Origin of the sequence: Anabaena sp. UHCC 0399 (assembly GCF_034931465.1) — a bacterium.
Classification (GTDB): domain Bacteria; phylum Cyanobacteriota; class Cyanobacteriia; order Cyanobacteriales; family Nostocaceae; genus Trichormus; species Trichormus minutissimus.
The window spans coordinates 1-21,220 of the sequence record NZ_JAYGGZ010000068.1 but is presented as its reverse complement, the minus strand read 5'-3'; the positions used below and the strand labels follow the sequence as shown (position 1 = coordinate 21,220).

Below are 21,220 nucleotides of genomic sequence, written 5' to 3'. Positions count from 1 at the left end.
TAAATTTTGCGATACCAAGTCTAAAAGGAGAACTATATCGATGGCAATTACAACTGCCGCATCTCGTTTGGGAACTGCGGCTTTTGACCAAACACGGCCGATTGAACTGCGTCCAAACTGGACAGCAGAAGATGCCAAGATTGTGATTCAGTCAGTTTATCGTCAGGTATTAGGCAACGACTACCTGATGCAGTCAGAACGTCTCACTAGCTTGGAGTCTTTGCTGACTAATGGTCAAATCAATGTCAGAGATTTTGTCCGAGCAGTAGCTAAATCTGACTTATACAAAACCAAATTTCTTTACCCTCATTTTCAAACGCGGGTAATTGAATTGAACTGTAAACATTTATTGGGACGCGCTCCTTACGATGAATCGGAAGTGATTGAGCATCTCGATCGCTACCAAAATCAAGGCTTTGATGCAGACATCGATTCTTATATCGATTCTGTAGAATATGATACCTATTTTGGAGATGCGATCGTTCCTTACTACCGTGACTTCGTGACCACAGGAATTGGTCAGAAAACCGTTGGTTTCACGCGGATGTTCCGCCTTTATCGCGGCTATGCCAATAGCGATCGCTCCCAGCTAGCTGGTACTAATTCTCGTCTAGCCTCTGACTTAGCGAAAAATAGTGCTACAGCAATCATCGCTCCTTCTGGTGGTAGTGAAGGTTGGGCTTATCAAGCTTCCAAACAAGGAACTGCACCCAGTCGCACCTTTGGCAGATCCTCTGCGGGTTCTAACCCAGGTCTCTACCGCATTGAAGTTACGGGTATCAGTTTGCCAAGATATCCCAAAGTGCGTCGTAGCAATAAAGAGTTCATTGTCCCCTACGAACAGCTATCTAATACCCTTCAGCAAATTAATAAGCTGGGCGGTAAGGTTGCCAGCATCACCCTCGCACAATAGGAGATAGAACCATCATGTTGGTACAGCCACGGATGAGAGTGTCAACTTCAACCTCAGACAATCGCGTTTTTCTCTATGAAGTAGAAGGATTAAAGCAGAACGATCAAACCGAAAACAATAAGTATCCGGTTCGCAATAGCAGTACGATTCTGCTTCAAGTCCCCTACAGCCGCATGAATGATGAGATGCGACGTATTACCCGCTTAGGCGGCAAGATTGTTGGCATCCGTCCCTTGAGCGAAAATTCAACTGAAGCGACATCTGATGAAGCTGCATCAGAAAGCTGACAGCAGTTCTATGTAATCTTTGCGGGCGTAGAAAAATTCAATTTTTCTACGCCCGTTTATGTATAAATTAGGGAATTCTTGCTTGTTGGAAGATTTGTTGCGGTGTAATTTTTAGCCCTTCAAATAGGGAATCTGCCAAACTATCATGACTGCGTTTGGTTTGAGGGAGAGCATCCGGGTAAAAAATGGTAATAGTTTTTGCCCTGGTGTCAATAACCCAAACTCGTTGAACTTTTGCTTGCAAATAATCTGTTGCTTTTTCGGTCATTTCCCCAAAAGTTTGACCAGGGGAGATAATTTCAATGACTAATTCGGGTGCGACAGGACAAGCGTCATCTTGCAACCAATCGGCAGGAAGACAATTATAAGAAACATATGTCAAATCTGCTACAGGAATCCAGTCTTGTTGATTTCGTGTGAGCTTAATTGCCCATTCAATTACCACCCGCCCCTTTCCTTCAGCCCATGTAGACAATAATATAAATAACGCACCTGTTATAGAACTATGAAAAAATTTGGGTGACATTTCATCGTTTTTGAATTTAGGAACAGCTTCTCCGTCAATTAGTTCATAGATAATGTCTGTTTCCGGAAGTGCGAGAAATTCTTCCAGGGTGAGTGGGGTTTTAAGTTTAATCATCGTTGGTTTAAAAGTTGTGGGTATTACCCAGTTAGCCTTACCGCCAAACTTTGTAAAAGAACAACCCATTCCAAATCAACAAAATGCTTACGCTGTATTCCTAACAGAATTTTGTAGCTAACTTTGCTACGCAACGCTACGGCGAAGTAGTTATTTACTCCCCCCTACAGAATGCTCGAAACACCTGATTTATCCTTGAGAGGTGGGGGGAGTATGAACAGTTACACTGCGAACTCCGGAGGAGAATTTTGAATTACGGCGGTACTAGTTTATTTGTTGGCGTGGAAAGGGCTGGTATTATCCAGGCTACTGATTGCTAGAAGTTTTCAAAATTAGCGATCGCTTCTTTCATTTTATCCACCACCTCATCCACAGGGATAGCTCCCAATTCTCCAGAAGCACGAGTACGAATACTTAAGGTGTTGCTTTCAACTTCCTTTGCACCTATGACTGACATTACAGGTATTTTATCTTTTTCAGCGTTGCGGATTAATTTACCCAAGCGATCGCCACTAGTATCAACTTCTGCACGGATACCCAAAGCCCGCATTTTCGCCGCCACATCTTTGGTAAAGTCTAACTGTGCTTCACCAACAGGCAACAATCTAGCTTGCACTGGTGCTAACCACAAGGGAAAATCCCCCGCATACTCTTCAATCAAGATACCAATCAGGCGTTCCAGAGAACCAAACGGCGCACGGTGAATCATCACTGGACGTTTGCGAGTTCCATCTTCAGCAACATATTCCAAATCAAAGCGTTCTGGTAGGTTGTAATCTACCTGCACAGTTCCCAACTGCCATTCTCTTTCTAAGGCATCTTTGACGATAAAATCTAATTTCGGCCCATAGAAAGCAGCTTCACCTATACCTTCAAAATGATCCATCCCCAAGGTTTCGACTGCTCGACGAATGGCATTTTCGGCTTGATTCCAAGCTTCATCAGAACCGATATATTTATCACTATCTGGGTCACGGAAACTGAGTCGGGCTTTAAAGCTACCTAACTTTAAGGTCTTAATTACTGACAAGATCAAATCTACAACATTGAGAAATTCTTGGTCTAACTGTTCTGGCGTGACAAAGATATGAGCATCATCTTGAGTGAACCCGCGTACACGAGTTAAACCACCTAATTCTCCTGATTGCTCATAGCGGTAAACTGTACCAAATTCTGCCAGCCTGATTGGTAATTCCCGGTAAGAGCGCAACTCACTCTTATATATTTGGATGTGGAAGGGGCAATTCATGGCTTTGAGAACGAAGCCTTGCTCGTGTGCTGCCGCTTCCTCATTCTCTGCCATCATGGGGAATAGGTCATCTTTATATTTTTGCCAGTGTCCAGAAGTCTTAAATAAATCCACTCGGCCAATATGAGGTGTAACAACCTGTTGATAACCCCGCTTGAGTTGTTCTTGTTTGAGAAAGTCTTCTAAAATGCTGCGTAACAAAGTGCCTTTGGGTGTCCACAAGGGTAAACCCGGCCCTACTTGGTCAGAGAATATAAATAATCCTAGTTCTTTACCGAGTTTGCGGTGGTCTCGTCGTATGGCTTCTTCCTTGCGCCGCTTATACTCAGCTAGCTGTTCGGGGGTTTCCCAAGCAGTAGCATAAATCCGTTGCAGTTGGGCTTTGGTTTCATCCCCACGCCAGTAAGCACCCGCAACACTTTCTAGTTCTATGGCTTTGGGGTTTAGTTCACTGGTATTTTCTACATGAGGCCCCGCGCACAAATCCCACCACTCATTCCCCAGGTGGTAAATTGTGATTGGTTCTTCTTTAATATCTCCCAGGATTTCTAATTTGTAGGGTTCTTTGATTTCCTGAATTCTGCGTTCTGCTTCCTGGCGGCTGACTTCTTCCCGAACTACTGGCAGTTTACGGTTGATAATCTTCACCATCTCTTTTTGGATGGCTTTGAGATCCTTATCGCTAAATGCTTCTGGATTATCAAAGTCGTAATAAAAGCCATTTTCAATCCAGGGGCCGATTGTCACTTGCGCTTTGGGAAACAGCTTCTGCACTGCCATTGCCATCACATGGGAAGCAGTATGGCGAATCTTCTTTAATTTTTCTGATTCGCTGGTACGCGGTAAATACATTTTTTCAGGTTGTGCTGATGTGTTGGGAGCTTGATTAGGCGACATTGGCTGCTGAACCATTGGCGAGGTAATTGTAAATTTGACAATTACATTTGTGAAAAAGCTACCCAAATATAACACAGGGTTATCGCTCTACTACGATGGCGTTCCGCCCACCGTAGCTCATCGCCTACTCTGGGGTGAGAAATTCCGTAACTACTATTCTCTTCACTGAACCGTATTGACTTATGGAGGTGGACTACTACAGTTTTGTCACATACATTACTGATTTTTGAGAAATCTTTCTGAAGAAATAGCTTATAGTAATGTTAAGAATTGTAAAAGAAGTTAATATTAGTAAAGAAATTAGAAGTATATCTCTCATTTATGCGAAACTCGGAATTACCGGATACCCATATACTCAAAACTGTTTTAGAACCCTTGTTAGACGATTTTCAGTATTGGTTTGAGCGATCGCGTGACTTTCTGGAAAAGGAGCGGCTCTCATTTATGCACGAACAAGAGCAGTCTGATTTGCTAATACGGATTCAGCAAGCCCAGGAAGAACTAAAGACAGCAAAGATGCTGTTTAACGTCACCGAAGGACAAGTCGGGATTGATATGGCAACATTAACGCCCTGGCATCAATTGGTAACTGAGTGCTGGAGTGTAGTTAGACGCTTTCATTCTGAGCAAGCCACATAGATAGATATCTATGAAGGGATACAACTCGTAAAAATTGCCAAAAATCCTTAACATTGTTTTTATCAACAATTAATGTATCGTATGCTACGATAAGTTAAATAAATGTTGACAAATTAACCTACCTATAAATAGATGCGCTCAAGATGCATCAGATATCTTTCCTTGCCGATGAATCAAACTTTGGCGAGATGAACCGTTAAAATATGAAGTTTTAAAACTTTTTAAAATTTGCTGCCCTGGAGGAAAAATTGATGTTACACCTACTCTACATTCTCGCTTTTACTATTCTTGCGGTGATAGCTGTTGCTAACTTGATTCGTAATTTAATCATGTTCAGTTTTGATCGCGATCGCAATTACCCAGTCAGAAACTCACAAACTGGCAATCAAGGCGGCTTTGGTTATTTGGGGTCTAAAAACAACTTCGTACCACATCCAGAGTTGTTAGATAGCACAGGCAATATGATCAAAGAGCCTTTATTGGTAATGCGTTCTATCAATGTTGAAGATGCACGTCAACAACTAGATGCACTTTATGAATCTTCTCCAGGGCATAAAAGAGAGGTAGATTAGATAGCCAAATTTCCTACTAATAGTTAATATACTTCAAGTCTTAGTAGGTAGAGAGTGGTGATCAGAACAATCATTACTCTCTACCTACTTTTTATGCTTCAATTACCACACGCAAATTGCCGCGTTTTCTAGCAACACGACAGGCGGTAGTGCTACCAGAACGCTCAAATTCCAAATCGAGGATAGTAGTACCGACTTGCAGATTGTGCAGTGACAGACGACTTATTGATTCTGGCAAAGCAGGGTCAATAATTCGCAGACAGTTATTAGGCGCATCAGGTACTAAATTAACAATCATTTGCAGTAGCTGGAAAATGCTACCAGTAGCCCAAGCTTGGGGAGTACAAGCAACAGGATACTGTACAGGGGTGCGATCGCCATTACGTTCGTATCCGCAGAAAAGTTCGGGGGGACGTTGGTAAGGTTGCTGATTCGTCATGTCAAACAAAGCTTGGAATAGTTCCAAAGCTTGATCAATCAAGCCCAGCGATCGCAGTCCTATCGAGATCAAAGCATTATCATGAGGCCAAATCGAGCCAATGTGATAACCCATTGGGTTATAAGCTGGGGACAAACTACTCAAAGTCCGGATACCCCAGCCATTAAACATATCGGGTGCGCGTAATCTTTCCGCCACACTGTACGCTTTTTCTGGTGTAAATATCCCCAAATGCAGACAATGACCAGGATTAGAAGTAATGCTATCAACGTGCTTACCATCGCCATCTAAAGCCAAAGCACAGAAATCTTGGTCTTCCATCCAAAAATCTCGATTAAAACGCGCCTTGAGATTTTTAGCTTCTTCTTGCCAGCGTTCTGCTAAGTCTAGTCGTTTCTTCGTTCTAGCAATATCTGCTAGACGGGTTTTGGCAGAATAAACGTAAGCTTGAACCTCACTCAAGGCAATAGAACCATTGGCTAGTTCTCCCTTGCGGTCTACAATACAGTCACCAGAGTCTTTCCACCCTTGGTTCGTTAGTCCCCGTTTAGATTTGCGGTGGTAACTCAGATAGCCAGTTGATTGAAGATTACGATCAATCCAATCCATCGCTGCTAAGGCATTGGGCCAAAGTTGCTCTAAGGTTTCTATGTCGTGAGTCCAAGCGTAGTATTCGGCATACAGCATCAACCATAGGGGAGTAGCATCCACTGTACCGTAATAGGGTGTGTGGGGAATTTCTTGACATCTTGCCATTTCCCCCAAGCGCAACTCATGCAGAATTTTACCTGGTTCTTCCTCGCGCCACTCGTCCTCAACTTTACCTTGGTAAGCTGCCAGTAACATCAAGGTTTCCTTGCCAATTTCGGGATTCAGCATCAGGGTTTGGGAAGCTGTAATCAGCGAATCTCGCCCAAACAGTGTGGAAAACCAAGGAACACCAGCCGAGACAGTCTTATTTGCACCAAAAGATTGGCGGAGCAAATACATATCTTGTTCAGCACGTTCAATTAACCGATTCAAAATACTTTTATCGGTGCGAATACTGGTAATTTGTTGTACCCAGTGCTGTTCCTCCATCATCTCAGCTGCTTTAGCCTGTCCTAAAGTCACAGCTGCACTCACAGTAGAAGTAGAAGTGTTATTGGTGAGAAGATTCACCCGATAGCCTAGCTTTTGGGTAGAATGAGAAGCCATTTCTAACCGCCAAACCGCAGTGTATCCCTTGAAATAGTCTGGTTGGCGATGCTGGAATTGAATGCGGGATTCCATGATCAAACCATCCAGACCTTGATAAGCTAAGGCTAAAACATTTTCCTTTGCTGCTGAGGGCTGAGTTTGGGTATGGCTATCAGGGTGAAAAGCGGCTAAGTCTTCCGATATAGGTTCTACAAGGCGTAAAAGTTTCCCCCGCTTTTCTCTCTCATAACCCCGGACTTCAAATAAATCGACAAAATCGGCATCAAAGCTGATACTAAGTTCAAAACTGATACTGGTGGTGCTGTAATTGGCTACCTCAATTTCTTCAAATAAAGCACCATTCAGTACCATTTCCCGGCGGATACCGATACTATCTGCTGTCATACGGTCATCTATTTTGGGGTTAGTACACAAAATCGCCAGTGCAAAACCTTTTTCTGCCGTACCACTGAGGAGTACAGGCGATCGCCCATCAATTTGCAACTCCAGACGACTCAGAAAGCGCGTATCACTGCAAAACAGACCCATACTGGGATTACCACCATCATTGAGGGAACAGCCAGAAATGTTCCCCATTGTGTCTGTCACCAAGAATAGATCATCATCCTTAACCGTCAGAGTTGGCTGTGGTCTTTCACTTACCACACAAGGCCACTCTGGGATAGGTAATTGTTCGGCGGGGATAAAAGTTTTTCCATCCAATAAAACTTTTTCTGGGGTTGTCAGGGTATCCGGTGTCATTAGCCAAAATTCCGTGTACAGGTCTAAAATTTTTGCGATCGTATCAGCATCAACAGGCAAACAGTCCTGTAGTCAATGGTCTAGAGTCAATATTTAAAGAGCTTGGTGGTATTGACGATTGACTTTTGACTAATGACTAGTTAATCCAACATACATAACAAATCTTTATCAATGTATATTGTTTAAATCTGAAGTCAAGGCTGAAAAATTGTAATTTTCAGTTCGTTTCTGCCGAGACAGCTAATAGTATTCGGAATTGGTGTTAATACTTAACCAAGATACAACAATATCCAAATTTAGGCAGAACTTACTCCAGAGCCTCATCTTTAAATCAGTGAACAGTGAGCATTTATCAGTGATCAAGGCGTATCGTGAGGGATTGTCTTCAACTTTCTGGGAAAGTAAGATTTTGTGTATATGAATAACTTTTAGCTAACAAACTTCCCAATAGCTTGATAGGAGAGGTGTTCGAGAATGTATATTGAGCTTAGTAGCCTCTTTTTTTTAAACATCACGATGCCAGCAAATGGATCAAGAAAACTTGGGTGAAGACCAAAGTAGCTGTGACGTGTCTATACTCTAAGACACATCAAGGCTAGAACGACAAAATATATTGCTGTTGTTGGTCTATTTCTAACGTTAGATTTTTAAATATGTAGAGAAGGCGATAAGCACTCCTGAAAGGTGGGAGTAAATTTACTGCCAATGCCTTGAGAGAAGGTGCTGTTCAAAATTATTTACATTTTGCACCTGTCTACTTAAATTGAGAGTCAGCTGTAACTTGTAAAATGCAGCTGTGACGTGGATCTTGTTCAGATTGGGCTTTTTAAAAGATATTCATGAGCATTTCGACTTCCGTGCTGAGTGATCTGCTACAGTCCCTACCTTACCTGCGGCCCCAGCTATACTTTAAAGCTTCATTAACGGCCCTCTCCCACGCAATGGAAGATCAGGTGTTGGCTGCGACTTTAGACAAGCCTCTAATAATTGCTAGCTTTCAGAGAGAGAGATTCTATCGTCAAGAAGCTCATCGCTATCAGCGTTTGGCGCAGCGAAGTAATCAAATATACGTATTGTCTGCGCCAGAAACTGATTTTGCTAATAGCTCAGAATACTATGAAAAGGTAGCCTTTGAGCCAAATGATGCTTTAAGTCAAGAGTGGCATTTGGTAGTAATTGCTGATAACTATGCTACTTGCTTAGTTTGCCGTGAAAGCTTGGGGTCGATCGCTAAAAATCAGCAAGTGCCTGATTGGCTTCCTAGTTTGGATATGGATACGGGGCGGCGATTTGAAGGAATTTGGACATCAGAACGGGGAGTCAGTATTAAAGCCGCGCAGTTGCTATTAGACAGGATTGAGGTGTATAGACCAGAATTAGTGGGTAAAGTTGAGAAAGCGCGGCAAAGATTTGGCATAGGAGATAGCAAAGCTTACGTCTCCAATGTCATTAGTGAATATGCTTGTGACATCGACACAGACCCCTTTGTCCAACGTCTAGTTACCTACCTGCAAGCTAGTCAGTACAAACTGCATAAAGCTTACCGTTCCATCGCTGCCCAAGCGAGGAAAGAACGCTTAGTCAACTCAATTAGTACAGCAATTCGGCGATCGCTAGACCCCCATCAGGTACTACAAATTGCTGCCCAAGAACTAGGGCAACACTTAGGGGCAAGTCGTTGTTTAATTTACCGCGCTCAAGCCTCGGATGCTCAAGCTGCTATCGAACATGAGTTTTTAATGCCTGGGGTGGTATCTATTGCTGGGCAAACCTGGGAGTTAAATAGTAATCCCCTATTTCAAGAAGTGGTAGATCATGGTGAGGGTGTCTGTGTCAGTGATACCTTGAATGATTCTCGTGTCACTAATTCAGTCACACTATCCTCAATCATCAAAAAATTTGCCGTGCGTTCGTGGTTGATCGAACCAGTATTGTTTCAAGGGCGGCTATTAGGGATTGTGGAACTACATTATTGCTCTCTACCGCCGCACCAATGGCAACAAGGGGAACTGGATTTAGTAGAGGCGATCGCTACCCACATTGGATCTGCTTTAATTCAAGCTGAAGCCTACGCCAACTTAGAAGAACTCAATAAACAGCTAGAAGCATTAGATCGTACCCGCAGTAACCTGATAGCCATCACCGGCCACGAACTCCGCACCCCTTTATCTACCATTCAAGTGTGCCTTGAAAGTCTCGCTACTGAGCCAGATATGCCTCTGGAATTGCAGCAAGTCATGCTTAACACGGCTTTGGCTGACTCAGAACGGATGCGAAAACTAGTACAAGATTTCTTAACCCTTTCTAACCTAGAAAGCGGTCGCGTGGAATGGCATCCAGAATCCCTAAGTTTACAAGAATGTGTAGATTTATCACTCAGCCGTATTCGCACGCGTCCCACAGTCGAAAAACCCCCCCAAATCACGGCGGACATTCCCGAAAACTTACCGCTAGTGAGAGCTGACGGTGATTGGTTAGTGGAAGTTTTAGCCAAACTGGTGGATAACTCCTGTAAATTTACCCCCACCCAAGGTCAAATACATATCAGTGCCGACTACAACAGCGATCGCATGGTAGTAGAAGTTACCGTGACTGATACAGGGCGCGGCATTGAACCTAATCGCCTAGAAATTGTTTTTGACCGTTTCTACCAAGAAGAAGGAGCATTACGGCGCACGGCGGGCGGGACAGGTCTAGGTTTGGCTATTTGCCGCCAAATCGTTAACGGTTGGGGTGGGAAAATTTGGGCAGAGTCAAGCGGTAAAGACCAAGGCAGTCAGTTTCATTTCACCATCCCCATTGTTCAGGGTAGCCAAGATGAAAAGAAGCCAAAAGTCAAGAAAGTGGGGAATAGGAAATAGGAACTAGGAATTTTAGATTTTGCGGAAAGTTCTGTAGGCGGGTTTCCCAACCTAGGAACGCCACTTGCTACAAGCCGGGAAACCCGTCCAACGCAGTGGCTCAACTTTTCAAGACGGATTTTAGATTTTGGATTGGATAATCTAAAATCCACTCATTGCAAAGCTGGGGACTGGGGAAAAGAAAGTAGGGGGAGAAAAACACAATGCCTACCTACTCATTACTCATTACTCACCACTCACTACTCACCACTCATCAAAGACTGTTACAGACTGTGACGCGATCGCAATATGATCATGATGGCGGTGTTACGATGCCCTAAAAACGTTGAGAGAATCCCTTATGGCAGAAACACTTTCTGGCAAAACTCCACTCTTTGCTGGCAGCACTGGTGGCTTACTCACCAAAGCAGAAGTAGAAGAAAAATACGCTATCACCTGGACTAGCCCCAAGGCTCAAGTTTTTGAACTGCCCACAGGCGGTGCAGCTACCATGCACCAAGGTCAAAACTTGCTGTACATAGCTCGGAAAGAATATGGTATCGCTTTAGGCGGTCAACTCCGTAAATTCAAAATCACAGATTACAAAATTTACCGGATTCTGCCCAGTGGTGAAACCACATTCATTCACCCAGCTGATGGCGTATTCCCAGAAAAAGTGAACCCTGGTCGTGAGATAGTACGTCACGTTCCCCGCAGCATCGGGGAAAATCCCAGCCCTGCACAACTCAAGTTTTCTGGTAAAGCTACTCATGATGCGTAGGGAATAGGTACTGGGGACAAACTTAGTGCTGAGTAATGAGTACCGGGTGCTGAGTGAAATTCTTAACTCAGGACTCAGGACTCAGGACTCACCACTAGCAAAGTCCCCAGTCCCCAGTCCCCAGCTTTTCAATGAGTGGATTTGCAATGAGTGGATTTGAGATTATTCAATCCAAAATCCCAAAATCCGTCTTGAAAAGTTGAGCCACTGCGTTGGACGGGTTTCCCGGCTTGTAGCAAGTGGCGTTCCTAGGTTGGGAAACCCGCCTACAGAACTTTCCGCAAAATCTAAAATTCCCAGTCCCCAGTCCCCAATCCGCCTATGATTTTTCCCGATTTTTCTGAATTTTCCCAGCTAGCTGCACAAGGTAATTTCATCCCCGTGTATCAGGAATGGGTAGCTGACCTAGATACACCTGTTTCTGCTTGGTACAAGTTTTGTGCAGGACAACCCTACAGCTTTTTGCTGGAATCGGTGGAAGGTGGGGAAAAAATCGGGCGTTATAGTTTAGTTGGTTGTGATCCACTGTGGATTTTAGAAGCCAGGGGCGACACTACCACCCAGAGACACCGCGATGGTTCTCAGGTGTTGTTCGCAGGCGACCCATTTACAGCTTTAGCTAACTGTCTTGCACCTTTTCAACCAGTCAAGCTACCCGAATTACCGCCAGGAATTGGGGGGTTATTTGGCTTTTGGGGCTATGAGTTAATTCGTTGGATTGAGCCGCGTGTACCAGTGCATCCCCAAGATGAGCGCAACATCCCGGATGGATTGTGGATGCAGGTAGACCATCTATTGATATTTGACCAAGTAAAGCGGAAAATTTGGGCGATCGCCTATGCTGATTTACGTGATCCAGCAGTAGATATAAAATCAGCATATCAACAAGCGTGCGATCGCGTTACCCAGATGGTAAGTAAGTTATCTTTACCCTTATCGCCACAAAAAACCATCTTGGAGTGGACACCCCCCAGCCAAGCTAAGGTCGGGGAAGCACCAGAATATAGCAGCAATTTTACCCGCCCAGAATTTTGCGCCAGTGTCCAAAAAGCAAAAGATTACATCAAAGCTGGTGATATCTTTCAAGTCGTCATTTCTCAGCGTCTTTCTACACAATACACAGGCGACCCCTTTTCTCTCTATCGTTCCCTGCGTCAAATTAATCCTTCGCCTTATATGGCGTATTTTCACTTCCAAGACTGGCAAATTATTGGTTCTAGTCCCGAAGTTATGGTGAAAGCAGAACGGGATGCAGAGGGTGAGGTCATAGCCACCGTCCGTCCCATTGCGGGGACACGTCCACGGGGTAAAACAACTCAGGAAGATTTAGCTTTTGCTACAGACTTATTGCAAGACCCTAAAGAAATTGCTGAACACGTCATGCTAGTCGATTTAGGACGAAATGATTTGGGGCGAGTTTGTGAAAGTGGTAGCGTCAAAGTTGATGAATTAATGGTAGTTGAGCGTTATTCTCATGTTATGCACATTGTGAGTAATGTGGTAGGTAAATTAGCACCCAATAAAACCGCCTGGGATTTATTAAAAGCTTGCTTCCCTGCGGGGACAGTTAGCGGCGCACCGAAAATTCGGGCGATGGAAATTATCAATGAATTAGAACCGAGTCGCCGGGGTGTGTATTCTGGAGTGTATGGTTATTACGATTTTGAAGGACAATTAAATAGTGCGATCGCAATTCGCACGATGGTAGTTAGAGATAATACAGTCACAGTACAAGCTGGTGCAGGTTTAGTAGCTGATTCTGAACCAGAAAAGGAATATGAGGAGACTTTAAATAAAGCTAGAGGTCTGCTTGTAGCGATTCGTTGTTTGCGGTGAATTTGGGGTTAATCTTCATACCTTTCGCTTCAGGTGGCAAGGGGAAAAAGGAATTGCTAAAGCACTTATGTAGAGACGCAATTTACTTTTAAATTTTGAATCGTTAAAGCATTTGAAAGACCGATGCTTGGTAGATGAAACCCTTTTAAGAGAGAGAGTAAAATTTATTTACTAAAAGTCAGCACATTCTCAGCTACTAAACAGAGATCAGCTACAGTATATTTTACAAAAACTGAACTTTGGGTAGCATTACAAGAACTTTTGACTGTGATTGTCTTGGTATTATCCTTAATCAATTTAGCTTGGTAGGTGTACAGCGAATCACTTTTGGTGGTAAAAGTTAGCTCACCTAAAATTGTATTGTTGTCTAAACTTTGCTCTAAAATCTTACCTGCTACTTTATAGTTAAACCAGTTCCATCCTTGACTCAACATTAAATCTCTCTCTAAAACTTGTAATGCAGGATGCAAAATTCCCCAGCCCCTATACACTTTCTTTAAGCCTTGAATATCACCAGTATGTGTCAAAAATGCCTGGAATGAATGCTCATCTAAACACCCATAATATCTACCTTGTGGTAAGTCTATAGCTGTGGGCGCAAATCGATGTCCACCAAAATGACTGGATCTCCAGATCCGCACGTTTTTCAAGTTTAAATTAGCAATAGTATCTGTAGCATAGAAATAAAAAGGATTACCATATCTAGCACAGCATTTATCATGACTGCCGTGGGTACATATTAAAATATCTCTACTGATACTGCTGTCTATTTCATAACCAGGCACTTTTCCCCATAACCATTTTTTGATAACTGATGCTACCTGCTCGATATGTGGCACTCTAAATTCATGTTTAATATATCCAGAACTCAATCCTTCTTGTTTTTGATAAATCAAAAGAGTTGTATGTTCTACTTTGTGGGTTGAATCATTAGCAATTAAGAGAAATCTGATTGGTAATTTAGCTTGCTTAACCTCTTCTAGCAAAATCTGTAAATTACGAGGAACCCATTTAGAATTAAAGGCATTTGTTACCCAAGGTAAAGGGCATTCAACAAGAATATAAGTTTGGTAGTCAGTCGCACTACCAATAACATCTTCTCCTAGTTCGCGTGTAGAATCAGAACAAAAAAAACTATCCATTAATCTCTACTAAATAACGATATTTATAGACAATATTTTGCTAGAATTAGTTGTAGTAGAAACTACAATTTTTACACTAATCGCATTTTTTGATTAAACCCTGGTAGCCACTTTATAGCATTATTTCTCAAAAACGTCTTCCCTATTAAGAAAAATTCTAGAATAGAACTAAAAAAGTGTTTAATCTTATCTAGTGCAGAAGACTCAATATTTAGCTTTCAGGAAGTTTTCGATCTAACATACTGGTTAAACTTTTTTACTAAATAATCGCCACAGAGCATAATCAACTGTGTATTTATATCTACATAATGGGGTATTCATAGTTTTGCAAGAAAGATACATTACCAGCATAAGAAAAAAATTAACATTTTTGTGATCAAATCATCCTAAAGATAGTTACGTTAATTTTTTGTTAACTAAAAAATTTTGATTTTGTTCTTAGCTACCTCTAACTAACAGTTTGTGTGCGAATCCTTTTTTAGATGTTGTGCCACTGATCTACACTTTTAAAGAATTATTGCTAAAAATTCTCAATAATTCTCTAAAAAAATTTAGATGCTTAGATGTAAAGTATTTTCTTATACTCTATCAATTGTCTATCTCACTAGCTAGGTTATTACTTACGCTGTGAGTATTTACTTATGCTTGAAATGCCCGGATTACAGGTTCTTGTACTCAAATTGTCAAACTTTTTAACAGATAAATGAGAAAAATAGGTAGCCATCCTACTAACTCTTTTTAACTTTTGCAAGTTAGATATTTTTTGAGACAACTAATTTTATTAAAACTCAAATTCAATATTAATGCAAGCTTTTATTGATATTTATAACGGTAGTGCCAACTTTTTTTCAGGCTAGATGCTTAGTAAATAAAGCTTCACAGACGGTTTCCCTAAAAAAAATTATTCTATAACCCATTGAAAATATCAATACTATCAACAATAATTATCAATATATAATTTTAGCCCTAGATTTTGGTGGTACTAATTCGCTAAAGCAATGTGAAACTGAGTCCCGACAGATTAAGACGGGTTATCGCATAATTTTCTTAGGCAAAGCTTAAATGAGCGTGCAATGTCAATTGGCTCTGCGCTAAGTCACGCATCTCACAACGCGCGCCTTCCCCTCTGCGTCTAAAATTTCCCCCTCAACTCCCCAATCTTGCTGCCACAGCGTCTATATGTCGCCACCACTGAGTCCCACCAGCCCACACCCGAGAGGGTAAATATCCTTGAGGTAATGACCCAATAAAGAATTGCCAACTGGGGGGAGAATGAGAATTATATAAATGCCAACCAACCGCCGTACAGAACCTTACATAATCACAGTCAACGCTTTCGTAGATTTGCTTCTGCACACTAAAACCAAAACGTCCTTGACTGTACTTGAGCCATAACTGGTCAATTATTTGTAGATCCTCATAAGGTAACTTAGCAATATCACCCATAAAGAAATAACTACCTGTTGGCTTTGATAAAGCCTGACACATCACCATCCAAGTTTCTTGATCTGCCAATTGCCATTGTTTCAAAGCGAGTAAATCACGCAATTTGTGGTAATCAACACCAACCTCAGAATACAGCGTATTAACTGGCTGTTGCTGAACATTCCGGGGGTAGGAGTTTAAAGCTTGCAAAACTTCAGTCGCCGATTTATAGCGTTGGGAGAGGGCATTTTGCAGTAATTGGTCAAGAATTGCGCCCAGTTGCTTGCTGATAGTGTTCCCTGATAATAGATAATCACGCCAGACCCAGCGATCGCTAGTTACATCAAACAAATCAAAGGGGGAAATCCCTGTTAATAAATGAATGCAAGTCACACCTAAACTGTAAAGGTCACTTGCTGGTAGTGCTTTCCCCCGTGTTTGTTCAGGCGCAATGTATTCTGGAGAGCCTATGGTAGTACCTGTTTGTAGTAAAGCTGTAGCAGTGATGTGTTTGGCAATGCCAAAATCAATTAAAACTAATTCAGCCTGAGAGGAACTGCGGATGATATTTGCTGGCTTGATGTCCCTGTGAATGATTTGCTTGTCATGGATAAATTGCAGCACTGGTAACAAGTCTTTCAATAATTGCCCAATCTGGGATTCGTTAAAGACTCCCTTTTCTTGCAATTCCTCTTTGAGTGTCTGTCCGGGAATCCATGATTCTACTAAATACAGGCGATTTTTTTGTTCAAAGTAACCCAGCAGTTTGGGTATTTGGGGATGTTGCAACTCATCAAGGCGCACCGCTTCCTGACGAAATAACTTCACTGCTTGATGAAAGTTGTGACCATATTGAGACGGAAAATTAAATTGTTTGATGACACATTTAGGTTGGGAAGGAAGATGCTCATCCACTGCCAAGAATGTTATACCAAACCCACCATGACCAATCTGCCGTAATAAATGATAACGGTGATTGAGTAAAAGCTGTTCACCACATTTGAGACAAACTTTAGCTGTATCGGGGTTTTGAGAATATAAACAGCCAATATTAGGACATATTTTCATCACAAGACGCTTTTCTGGGCTTATCAATGATTATTCCCAATTCCTTCTTGCTTCTTGTCCTGTCACCTATCCCCTTCCATCCTACTGTTGCTCTGCGGTGTAAGTATAAAAATTGTTAAACGCGCCTACGGTTTCAAATCTGTAAGAAGGTATCCAGGAATTCACTTTGAATTCTGTGCGATACACACTAAACAAAATTAAGTCTTGCCTTTCAGTAGTGGCTGAGAGGATTTGCCGCATTTGGGGGTTAGCAGAACTAACTAGTTTGTCACAGTTAGTATTGATTAACTTTTCTATGAGCTTTGTTGTTGAATTGCAGACATCCTTTTTTAAGTACGATGTCAGTTTCTGCACAGCATAATCCTCATAGGCAGGTTGGTTAGGATTTGTGTTTGCCATCGCTACTCCCAACACAGCCGCGAATCCTATAGAACCAATGTATGCCAAAATATTGAATAACTTCATACTTTCTAGCGTTAACTCCCTAGATATCAGTTAAATTCCCCAGACTGGGAATAAATAAAGTCCGTTCCTATAGAAAATTTTCTTGTTCAATTTACCAAATCAGTGCTATAATCAAAAATGTCGATGGCGAGCGTAGCCAAGTGGTTAAGGCAGTGGTTTGTGGTACCACCATTCGTGGGTTCAATTCCCATCGTTCGCCCTTTAAATGATGAATCGCTAGTTTTCAAAGAGTGATATCGCTTTTTGATAATATACCTGATAAAACCTCAAAGACTAACAATATTTTATGCCTTTCCTCACAGGCTACCGAATCACTGTGCTATCTATTGGTAATGAGAAATCACGAGACCATTCATTCCAAGAACCAAAATAGTTTTTGGCATTAATTCCAGCGTCTTGCAAAGCAATCAGTGTGTTAGCAGCCCTAGAACCTTTAAAGCAATATATATACACAACAGACTCGGAAGTAATACCCACCGATTGACAAATTTCTAAAATTTCCGTTTTGGAGAGAAACATCGGGATTCCCAATACAGAAGTCATCAAACGATGCCATTCCAGCCATATAGCGTTAGGGATTCTCCCCTTGCGCGGACAAAAATCAGTACCGTAGGGAGAAGAACTTAGTCCTTGCCATTCATGACGATCGCGCACATCCAATTTTATAATTGCTGGATTATTGATTGCCTCTAACATTTCGATAGTCGTCACCATCATCTCAGCCTGGGGATGCAATCTAAATATGCTGCTTTCACGTTCAGGGATTTCATTTGTAGTAGGTAATTCTGCCGCTAGCCAGGCTTTATAGCCTCCATGTAACACAGATACATGAGGACAACCCAAATATTTTAGTAAAAAAGCTGCTCTACAAGATTGACCGTAACCTTGATTGAAAGCATCTTCATACACAATTAACCGTTCCGCACCAGATATTCCTACCTTACTCATAATTTCCGCAAAATATGCTTGTAATTGTTTTAATCCTGCGGGGGAGGAATTTTCTAAAAGATAGGTAAAGAAATCTCTAATATTGATAGATTCAGGAATATGAGAAATAGCATACTCTTCTGGAGTCCGCGTATCGATAATGACAGTATGCGGGGATTTTTCTACTAACAGAGATGTGATTTCTTGAGGAGAAATGAGGAGTTTTGTCTGCACGCTTTCATGCTGTTATCATATCATTTGATATTATCGCGCTCTGTTAATTTGCACTTTGGCATGAAATTTACATAATCAAAAATCTTGAGTGTAATGAGTAAGCTTTTGTAGCGGTGTTTCTTAGATAGATTTAGCTACATCTTAGGCTTGCGCCCGCGTATTGGTCTTACTTCCTCTGTATTGGCTTTAGCCTCTGGGATGTTTGGCATACAGTCTCTTAACAATCACCATTAAGTAATTCTACTTGGCGACCCTGCGATCGCAATTCTTGGTCAACAGATGAGGCGATCGTTGTTTTACCCGCCACGCTTAACCCTGTCAGCCAAAGAATTAGACCTTGATGATTCATAATTTGCTTTTTTTATCTATCGAAAAGTGCGATGTCTACGACGATGCTCCGCCTACGCACTTTATATTATTCGTGAAGGGGATAGGATTGTAACCCTTCCCCTTTTTTCCCCACTCCTTTTACTTCTGCCTCTTTGGTGAAAGTGAATGAGTCATGATGATTTTTATAAATAGTTTTAGAGAACTTTTTTGAGCTTTTTGGCAGTGAATTTGGATGACTGCTTACGTTTAAATACAGAAGCTGCGCCAAGAGTGCCAAGGGTGAGTAAGCTAAGGATCGAGGTGGGTTCAGGGACGCTAACTATAGTTGCAGAAAAAGTAATAGGTAACTCACTATCTTCCGTCCCTAGATTTTGAAAACCTGGGATGAACGGTGGCGCAGAAAAAATTTCTAAATAACCGGGTGTGGGTAAGAAACTAGCAAAAAATGGACTAGCATAGTTTCCTTGTGATGTGGAATAACCAAAACCGTCACCCGTCAACTGCTGACTACTAAGACTAATTAAATTATCTACATTGAAAGGTTCGTTTCCTGGTATTGGAGTACCTACGGGTTGCAGACTAGTAATTGTTTCGCCATTGCGTGTACCACTAATTCCTAAAATCTGGTAGAAACCCAAATCGTCAGGGGTATTATTAGTGGTGAAAGTACCCATCGCGTCTATTCCATTACCAGAATAATTCCACTTCCAGGTTAAAGCAGAAGCAGCTTCCATTGTTCCAAAAACCAATCCAGATGAGGTAGCGAGGGCTGTAGCAAAGAGTAGAGTTTTCATGAGGTCTTCAGTAAGAGTGTAAATACAAAAATAATAGAGCGATCGCCCCATTCACCACATCGGACAAAGATCCAAGTTTTGACTAGGATCTTTGTCCTATATAATTAATACTTATGTGAATCACCAGAGGAGCGTAGGCATAAGCCTTGTCGTAGACATCGCTAAACCTTTGACTATGTTGGTTTCAAGCTAGAATTCCACGGGATGTTGATCTAGATTTAGAATATGATGTTTCTAGAGCCAGCAATTAAAAACTGAAAATGACAGCATATGCCCTAAATTTACCTGATCAGTTGAAGCTTGAAATTGAGCAATTAGCTCATAGTCAGGGGGTTTCGCTTGACCAATTTATTTTGTGGGCTTTAACAGAAAAAGTAAGTACCCTGAAAGCATCTTTTCCACAAATTGCTTATCGTCAGGGAGGCAATGGGCAACTTGTGCCAGTCATCAAAGGGACAGGAATTCGAGTGCAGACTGTGGCCATCGCTTCCCAAAAATGGGGTATGAGTCCAACTCAGATTGCTGATGAGTATGAGCTTACTGAAGGACAGGTAAAAGAAGCTTTGAGTTTTTATGTAGTAAATAAGGGGCAGGTTGACGCAGCGATCGCTTCTGAGCAATCCTTAGAAATTGCCAATGGTTAAACTCAAACTTCATTTGGATGCAGATACCTCCAGTAAATCGCTGCATTCAGCATTGATGTCTAAAGGGCATGATGTTACTCGTACACCAAATGACTGGATGCCTTTAGATGCTAGTGATGAAACTCAATTATTACGCGCAACTGCTCAGGGCAGATGTATCTTTACTTTCAACGTGAGAGACTTTATTGTTCTAGCGCAACAGTATCCGCAACATGGCGGTATTATCCTTGCTGCTCAGAATAGTTGGTCACTTTCAGATTTGATTGCGGCATTAGATTGCCTATTATCTGAGGCAGAAGCAGCAGATTGGGTTGGTCAAGTAGATTGGCTCAATCGGTGGCGAAAGTATTGAATGCAACAAAGGTGCAACTAAATGTAACTAAGTTGCTCTTGACTACAACAAAAGTACAAGTCGATGCAACTTGATGGCGAGTTAATGCAACAAAGGTGCAAGGCAATGCAATCAAGTTGCAAGCCAATGCACCTAAATAAGTTGTCGAGTGGGCAAACATTCGCCCACCCAATACTCTTAAACAGAGATAAAGTTGTTCTGCGTCAGCGTCGTGGTATCAAAGCCAGTCAGGATGCCTAAAGTTTGATTACCTAAACGAATCTCATCACCAGCGAAAGACAACTGACTAAAGCTCAAACCAGACAAGCCGATTTTATCGCCTTGACCTAAACTAAAGTCGGTGATTGTATCTCGACCTGCGGCTTTCTCTAAAACAAAGATATCGCTACCAGTACCGCCAGTCAGGATATCATCGGCTTTGCCACCGTTGAGGAAATCATTACCCGCACCGCCAACAAGGAAATCTTTACCGTTACCACCTAAAAGGGTGTCATTACCGTCATCGCCATAAAGGTTATCTTCACCGTTATCACCTTCCAGACGGTCGTTGCCAGTACCGCCATAAAGTGTGTCTTCACCGTTACCGCCTAGAAGTTGGTCGTTGCCAGTACCACCATAAAGGGTGTCGTTACTATTACCACCGATGAGGTTATCGTTACCAGCCAAGCCAAAGATAATATCGTCACCGTTGAGTCCATTAATAATGTCATTACCAGATGTACCGTTAATAGTGTCGTCTTGGTTTGTACCATTAAGGTCAATTCCTACTGCTACCGTTACCATTCCTAAGTCAGTGCCACCATTG

Annotated in this window: 20 protein-coding genes and 1 tRNA gene; 11 read left to right on the top strand and 10 right to left on the bottom strand. The window is 42.0% G+C overall.

The genetic code is table 11. From position 1 onward, the window contains the following. Positions 1-40 precede the first annotated feature (40 nt). Together VB693_RS26185 and VB693_RS26180 are read left to right on the top strand one after the other, a co-directional pair. Entirely contained in the window at positions 41-913 is an 873-nt protein-coding gene (locus tag VB693_RS26185; RefSeq protein WP_323268800.1) for a phycobilisome linker polypeptide, read from the top strand. A 14-nt stretch (positions 914-927) separates the two neighbouring features. Then, positions 928-1,200, top strand: a complete 273-nt coding sequence (locus VB693_RS26180; RefSeq protein ID WP_190698566.1) for a phycobilisome linker polypeptide — start codon at positions 928-930, stop codon at positions 1,198-1,200. A gap of 67 nt (positions 1,201-1,267) precedes the next feature. Here the strand turns inward: VB693_RS26180 and VB693_RS26175 are convergent, their stop codons facing one another. Next, positions 1,268-1,840 (bottom strand): Uma2 family endonuclease, encoded by a 573-nt coding sequence (locus VB693_RS26175; protein WP_323268812.1) that lies wholly within the window; start codon positions 1,838-1,840, stop codon positions 1,268-1,270. A gap of 316 nt (positions 1,841-2,156) precedes the next feature. Beyond that, positions 2,157-4,001 carry a threonine--tRNA ligase gene (gene thrS, locus VB693_RS26170; RefSeq protein ID WP_323268799.1) on the bottom strand — a complete coding sequence of 615 codons (1,845 nt, stop codon included), beginning with the start codon at positions 3,999-4,001 and terminating at the stop codon, positions 2,157-2,159. A 19-nt stretch (positions 4,002-4,020) separates the two neighbouring features. On the opposite strand from thrS, the gene VB693_RS26165 reads away from it, so the two are divergent. The 3 genes from VB693_RS26165 (at position 4,021) to VB693_RS26155 (ending at position 5,197) form a co-directional block, all read left to right on the top strand. Continuing rightward, complete coding sequence (locus VB693_RS26165) at positions 4,021-4,155, top strand: hypothetical protein (protein ID WP_323268798.1); 135 nt, start codon at positions 4,021-4,023, stop codon at positions 4,153-4,155. Between the two features lie 152 nt (positions 4,156-4,307). After that, complete coding sequence (locus VB693_RS26160) at positions 4,308-4,625, top strand: DUF2605 domain-containing protein (RefSeq protein ID WP_190698572.1); 318 nt, start codon at positions 4,308-4,310, stop codon at positions 4,623-4,625. 251 nt (positions 4,626-4,876) lie between these two features. Next, on the top strand, positions 4,877-5,197 hold the full coding sequence (locus VB693_RS26155; protein ID WP_190698576.1) for a DUF2973 domain-containing protein: 321 nt from the start codon (positions 4,877-4,879) through the stop codon (positions 5,195-5,197). Positions 5,198-5,288: 91 nt separating this feature from the next. Here VB693_RS26155 and VB693_RS26150 read toward each other — a convergent pair whose 3' ends face one another. Further along, positions 5,289-7,577, bottom strand: coding sequence for an amylo-alpha-1,6-glucosidase (locus VB693_RS26150; protein ID WP_323268811.1), 2,289 nt, complete (start codon positions 7,575-7,577; stop codon positions 5,289-5,291). An 839-nt stretch (positions 7,578-8,416) separates the two neighbouring features. Here VB693_RS26150 and VB693_RS26145 point away from each other — a divergent pair. The 3 genes from VB693_RS26145 (at position 8,417) to trpE (ending at position 13,034) form a co-directional block, all read left to right on the top strand. Continuing rightward, positions 8,417-10,438 (top strand): DICT sensory domain-containing protein, encoded by a 2,022-nt coding sequence (locus VB693_RS26145; protein WP_323268797.1) that lies wholly within the window; start codon positions 8,417-8,419, stop codon positions 10,436-10,438. 340 nt (positions 10,439-10,778) lie between these two features. Continuing rightward, on the top strand, positions 10,779-11,198 hold the full coding sequence (locus tag VB693_RS26140; protein WP_190698584.1) for a photosystem I reaction center subunit II PsaD: 420 nt from the start codon (positions 10,779-10,781) through the stop codon (positions 11,196-11,198). A 321-nt stretch (positions 11,199-11,519) separates the two neighbouring features. Next, entirely contained in the window at positions 11,520-13,034 is a 1,515-nt protein-coding gene (gene trpE / locus VB693_RS26135) for an anthranilate synthase component I (RefSeq protein ID WP_323268796.1), read from the top strand. A gap of 164 nt (positions 13,035-13,198) precedes the next feature. Here trpE and VB693_RS26130 read toward each other — a convergent pair whose 3' ends face one another. From VB693_RS26130 to VB693_RS26120, 3 genes are all read right to left on the bottom strand, one after another. Continuing rightward, the gene (locus VB693_RS26130) at positions 13,199-14,176 is read right to left on the bottom strand and encodes a sucrase ferredoxin (protein WP_323268795.1); all 978 of its coding nucleotides are present in this window, start codon (positions 14,174-14,176) and stop codon (positions 13,199-13,201) included. Positions 14,177-15,322: 1,146 nt separating this feature from the next. After that, positions 15,323-16,669, bottom strand: a complete 1,347-nt coding sequence (locus tag VB693_RS26125; RefSeq protein WP_323268794.1) for a serine/threonine-protein kinase — start codon at positions 16,667-16,669, stop codon at positions 15,323-15,325. A gap of 81 nt (positions 16,670-16,750) precedes the next feature. Continuing rightward, on the bottom strand, positions 16,751-17,134 hold the full coding sequence (locus VB693_RS26120; RefSeq protein ID WP_190698592.1) for a DUF4359 domain-containing protein: 384 nt from the start codon (positions 17,132-17,134) through the stop codon (positions 16,751-16,753). 126 nt (positions 17,135-17,260) lie between these two features. Between VB693_RS26120 and VB693_RS26115 the strand changes: the two genes are divergently transcribed. Continuing rightward, a tRNA-His gene (locus tag VB693_RS26115) sits at positions 17,261-17,333 on the top strand. Positions 17,334-17,437: 104 nt separating this feature from the next. On the opposite strand, the gene VB693_RS26110 is transcribed toward VB693_RS26115, so the two are convergent. From VB693_RS26110 to VB693_RS26100, 3 genes are all read right to left on the bottom strand, one after another. Continuing rightward, positions 17,438-18,295, bottom strand: a complete 858-nt coding sequence (locus VB693_RS26110; RefSeq protein WP_323268793.1) for a sulfurtransferase — start codon at positions 18,293-18,295, stop codon at positions 17,438-17,440. A gap of 217 nt (positions 18,296-18,512) precedes the next feature. Then, positions 18,513-18,644 (bottom strand): adenylyl-sulfate kinase, encoded by a 132-nt coding sequence (locus VB693_RS26105; protein WP_323268792.1) that lies wholly within the window; start codon positions 18,642-18,644, stop codon positions 18,513-18,515. Positions 18,645-18,819: 175 nt separating this feature from the next. Further along, a complete protein-coding gene (locus VB693_RS26100; RefSeq protein ID WP_323268791.1) occupies positions 18,820-19,419 on the bottom strand; it encodes a PEP-CTERM sorting domain-containing protein in 600 nt (199 codons plus the stop codon). A gap of 260 nt (positions 19,420-19,679) precedes the next feature. On the opposite strand from VB693_RS26100, the gene VB693_RS26095 reads away from it, so the two are divergent. Together VB693_RS26095 and VB693_RS26090 are read left to right on the top strand one after the other, a co-directional pair. Then, positions 19,680-20,063 (top strand): DUF433 domain-containing protein, encoded by a 384-nt coding sequence (locus VB693_RS26095; protein WP_323268790.1) that lies wholly within the window; start codon positions 19,680-19,682, stop codon positions 20,061-20,063. Beyond that, positions 20,056-20,415, top strand: a complete 360-nt coding sequence (locus VB693_RS26090) for a DUF5615 family PIN-like protein (RefSeq protein WP_323268789.1) — start codon at positions 20,056-20,058, stop codon at positions 20,413-20,415. Before VB693_RS26095 ends, VB693_RS26090 begins: the two co-directional genes overlap by 8 nt. A gap of 177 nt (positions 20,416-20,592) precedes the next feature. On the opposite strand, the gene VB693_RS26085 is transcribed toward VB693_RS26090, so the two are convergent. Further along, positions 20,593-21,220, bottom strand: a 628-nt coding sequence (locus tag VB693_RS26085; protein WP_323268788.1) for a calcium-binding protein, incomplete at its 5' end; no start/stop codon positions are given.

Bases quoted from the DNA above. Each gene is read 5' to 3' on its own strand.
- VB693_RS26185 (WP_323268800.1), top strand. From the start codon at position 41: ATGGCAATTACAACTGCCGCATCTCGTTTGGGAACTGCGGCTTTTGAC.
- VB693_RS26180 (WP_190698566.1), top strand. From the start codon at position 928: ATGTTGGTACAGCCACGGATGAGAGTGTCAACTTCAACCTCAGACAAT.
- VB693_RS26175 (WP_323268812.1), bottom strand. From the start codon at position 1,840: ATGATTAAACTTAAAACCCCACTCACCCTGGAAGAATTTCTCGCACTT.
- thrS (WP_323268799.1), bottom strand. From the start codon at position 4,001: ATGGTTCAGCAGCCAATGTCGCCTAATCAAGCTCCCAACACATCAGCA.
- VB693_RS26160 (WP_190698572.1), top strand. From the start codon at position 4,308: ATGCGAAACTCGGAATTACCGGATACCCATATACTCAAAACTGTTTTA.
- VB693_RS26155 (WP_190698576.1), top strand. From the start codon at position 4,877: ATGTTACACCTACTCTACATTCTCGCTTTTACTATTCTTGCGGTGATA.
- VB693_RS26150 (WP_323268811.1), bottom strand. From the start codon at position 7,577: ATGACACCGGATACCCTGACAACCCCAGAAAAAGTTTTATTGGATGGA.
- VB693_RS26145 (WP_323268797.1), top strand. From the start codon at position 8,417: ATGAGCATTTCGACTTCCGTGCTGAGTGATCTGCTACAGTCCCTACCT.
- VB693_RS26140 (WP_190698584.1), top strand. From the start codon at position 10,779: ATGGCAGAAACACTTTCTGGCAAAACTCCACTCTTTGCTGGCAGCACT.
- trpE (WP_323268796.1), top strand. From the start codon at position 11,520: ATGATTTTTCCCGATTTTTCTGAATTTTCCCAGCTAGCTGCACAAGGT.
- VB693_RS26130 (WP_323268795.1), bottom strand. From the start codon at position 14,176: ATGGATAGTTTTTTTTGTTCTGATTCTACACGCGAACTAGGAGAAGAT.
- VB693_RS26125 (WP_323268794.1), bottom strand. From the start codon at position 16,669: ATGAAAATATGTCCTAATATTGGCTGTTTATATTCTCAAAACCCCGAT.
- VB693_RS26120 (WP_190698592.1), bottom strand. From the start codon at position 17,134: ATGAAGTTATTCAATATTTTGGCATACATTGGTTCTATAGGATTCGCG.
- VB693_RS26105 (WP_323268792.1), bottom strand. From the start codon at position 18,644: ATGAATCATCAAGGTCTAATTCTTTGGCTGACAGGGTTAAGCGTGGCG.
- VB693_RS26100 (WP_323268791.1), bottom strand. From the start codon at position 19,419: ATGAAAACTCTACTCTTTGCTACAGCCCTCGCTACCTCATCTGGATTG.
- VB693_RS26095 (WP_323268790.1), top strand. From the start codon at position 19,680: ATGACAGCATATGCCCTAAATTTACCTGATCAGTTGAAGCTTGAAATT.
- VB693_RS26090 (WP_323268789.1), top strand. From the start codon at position 20,056: ATGGTTAAACTCAAACTTCATTTGGATGCAGATACCTCCAGTAAATCG.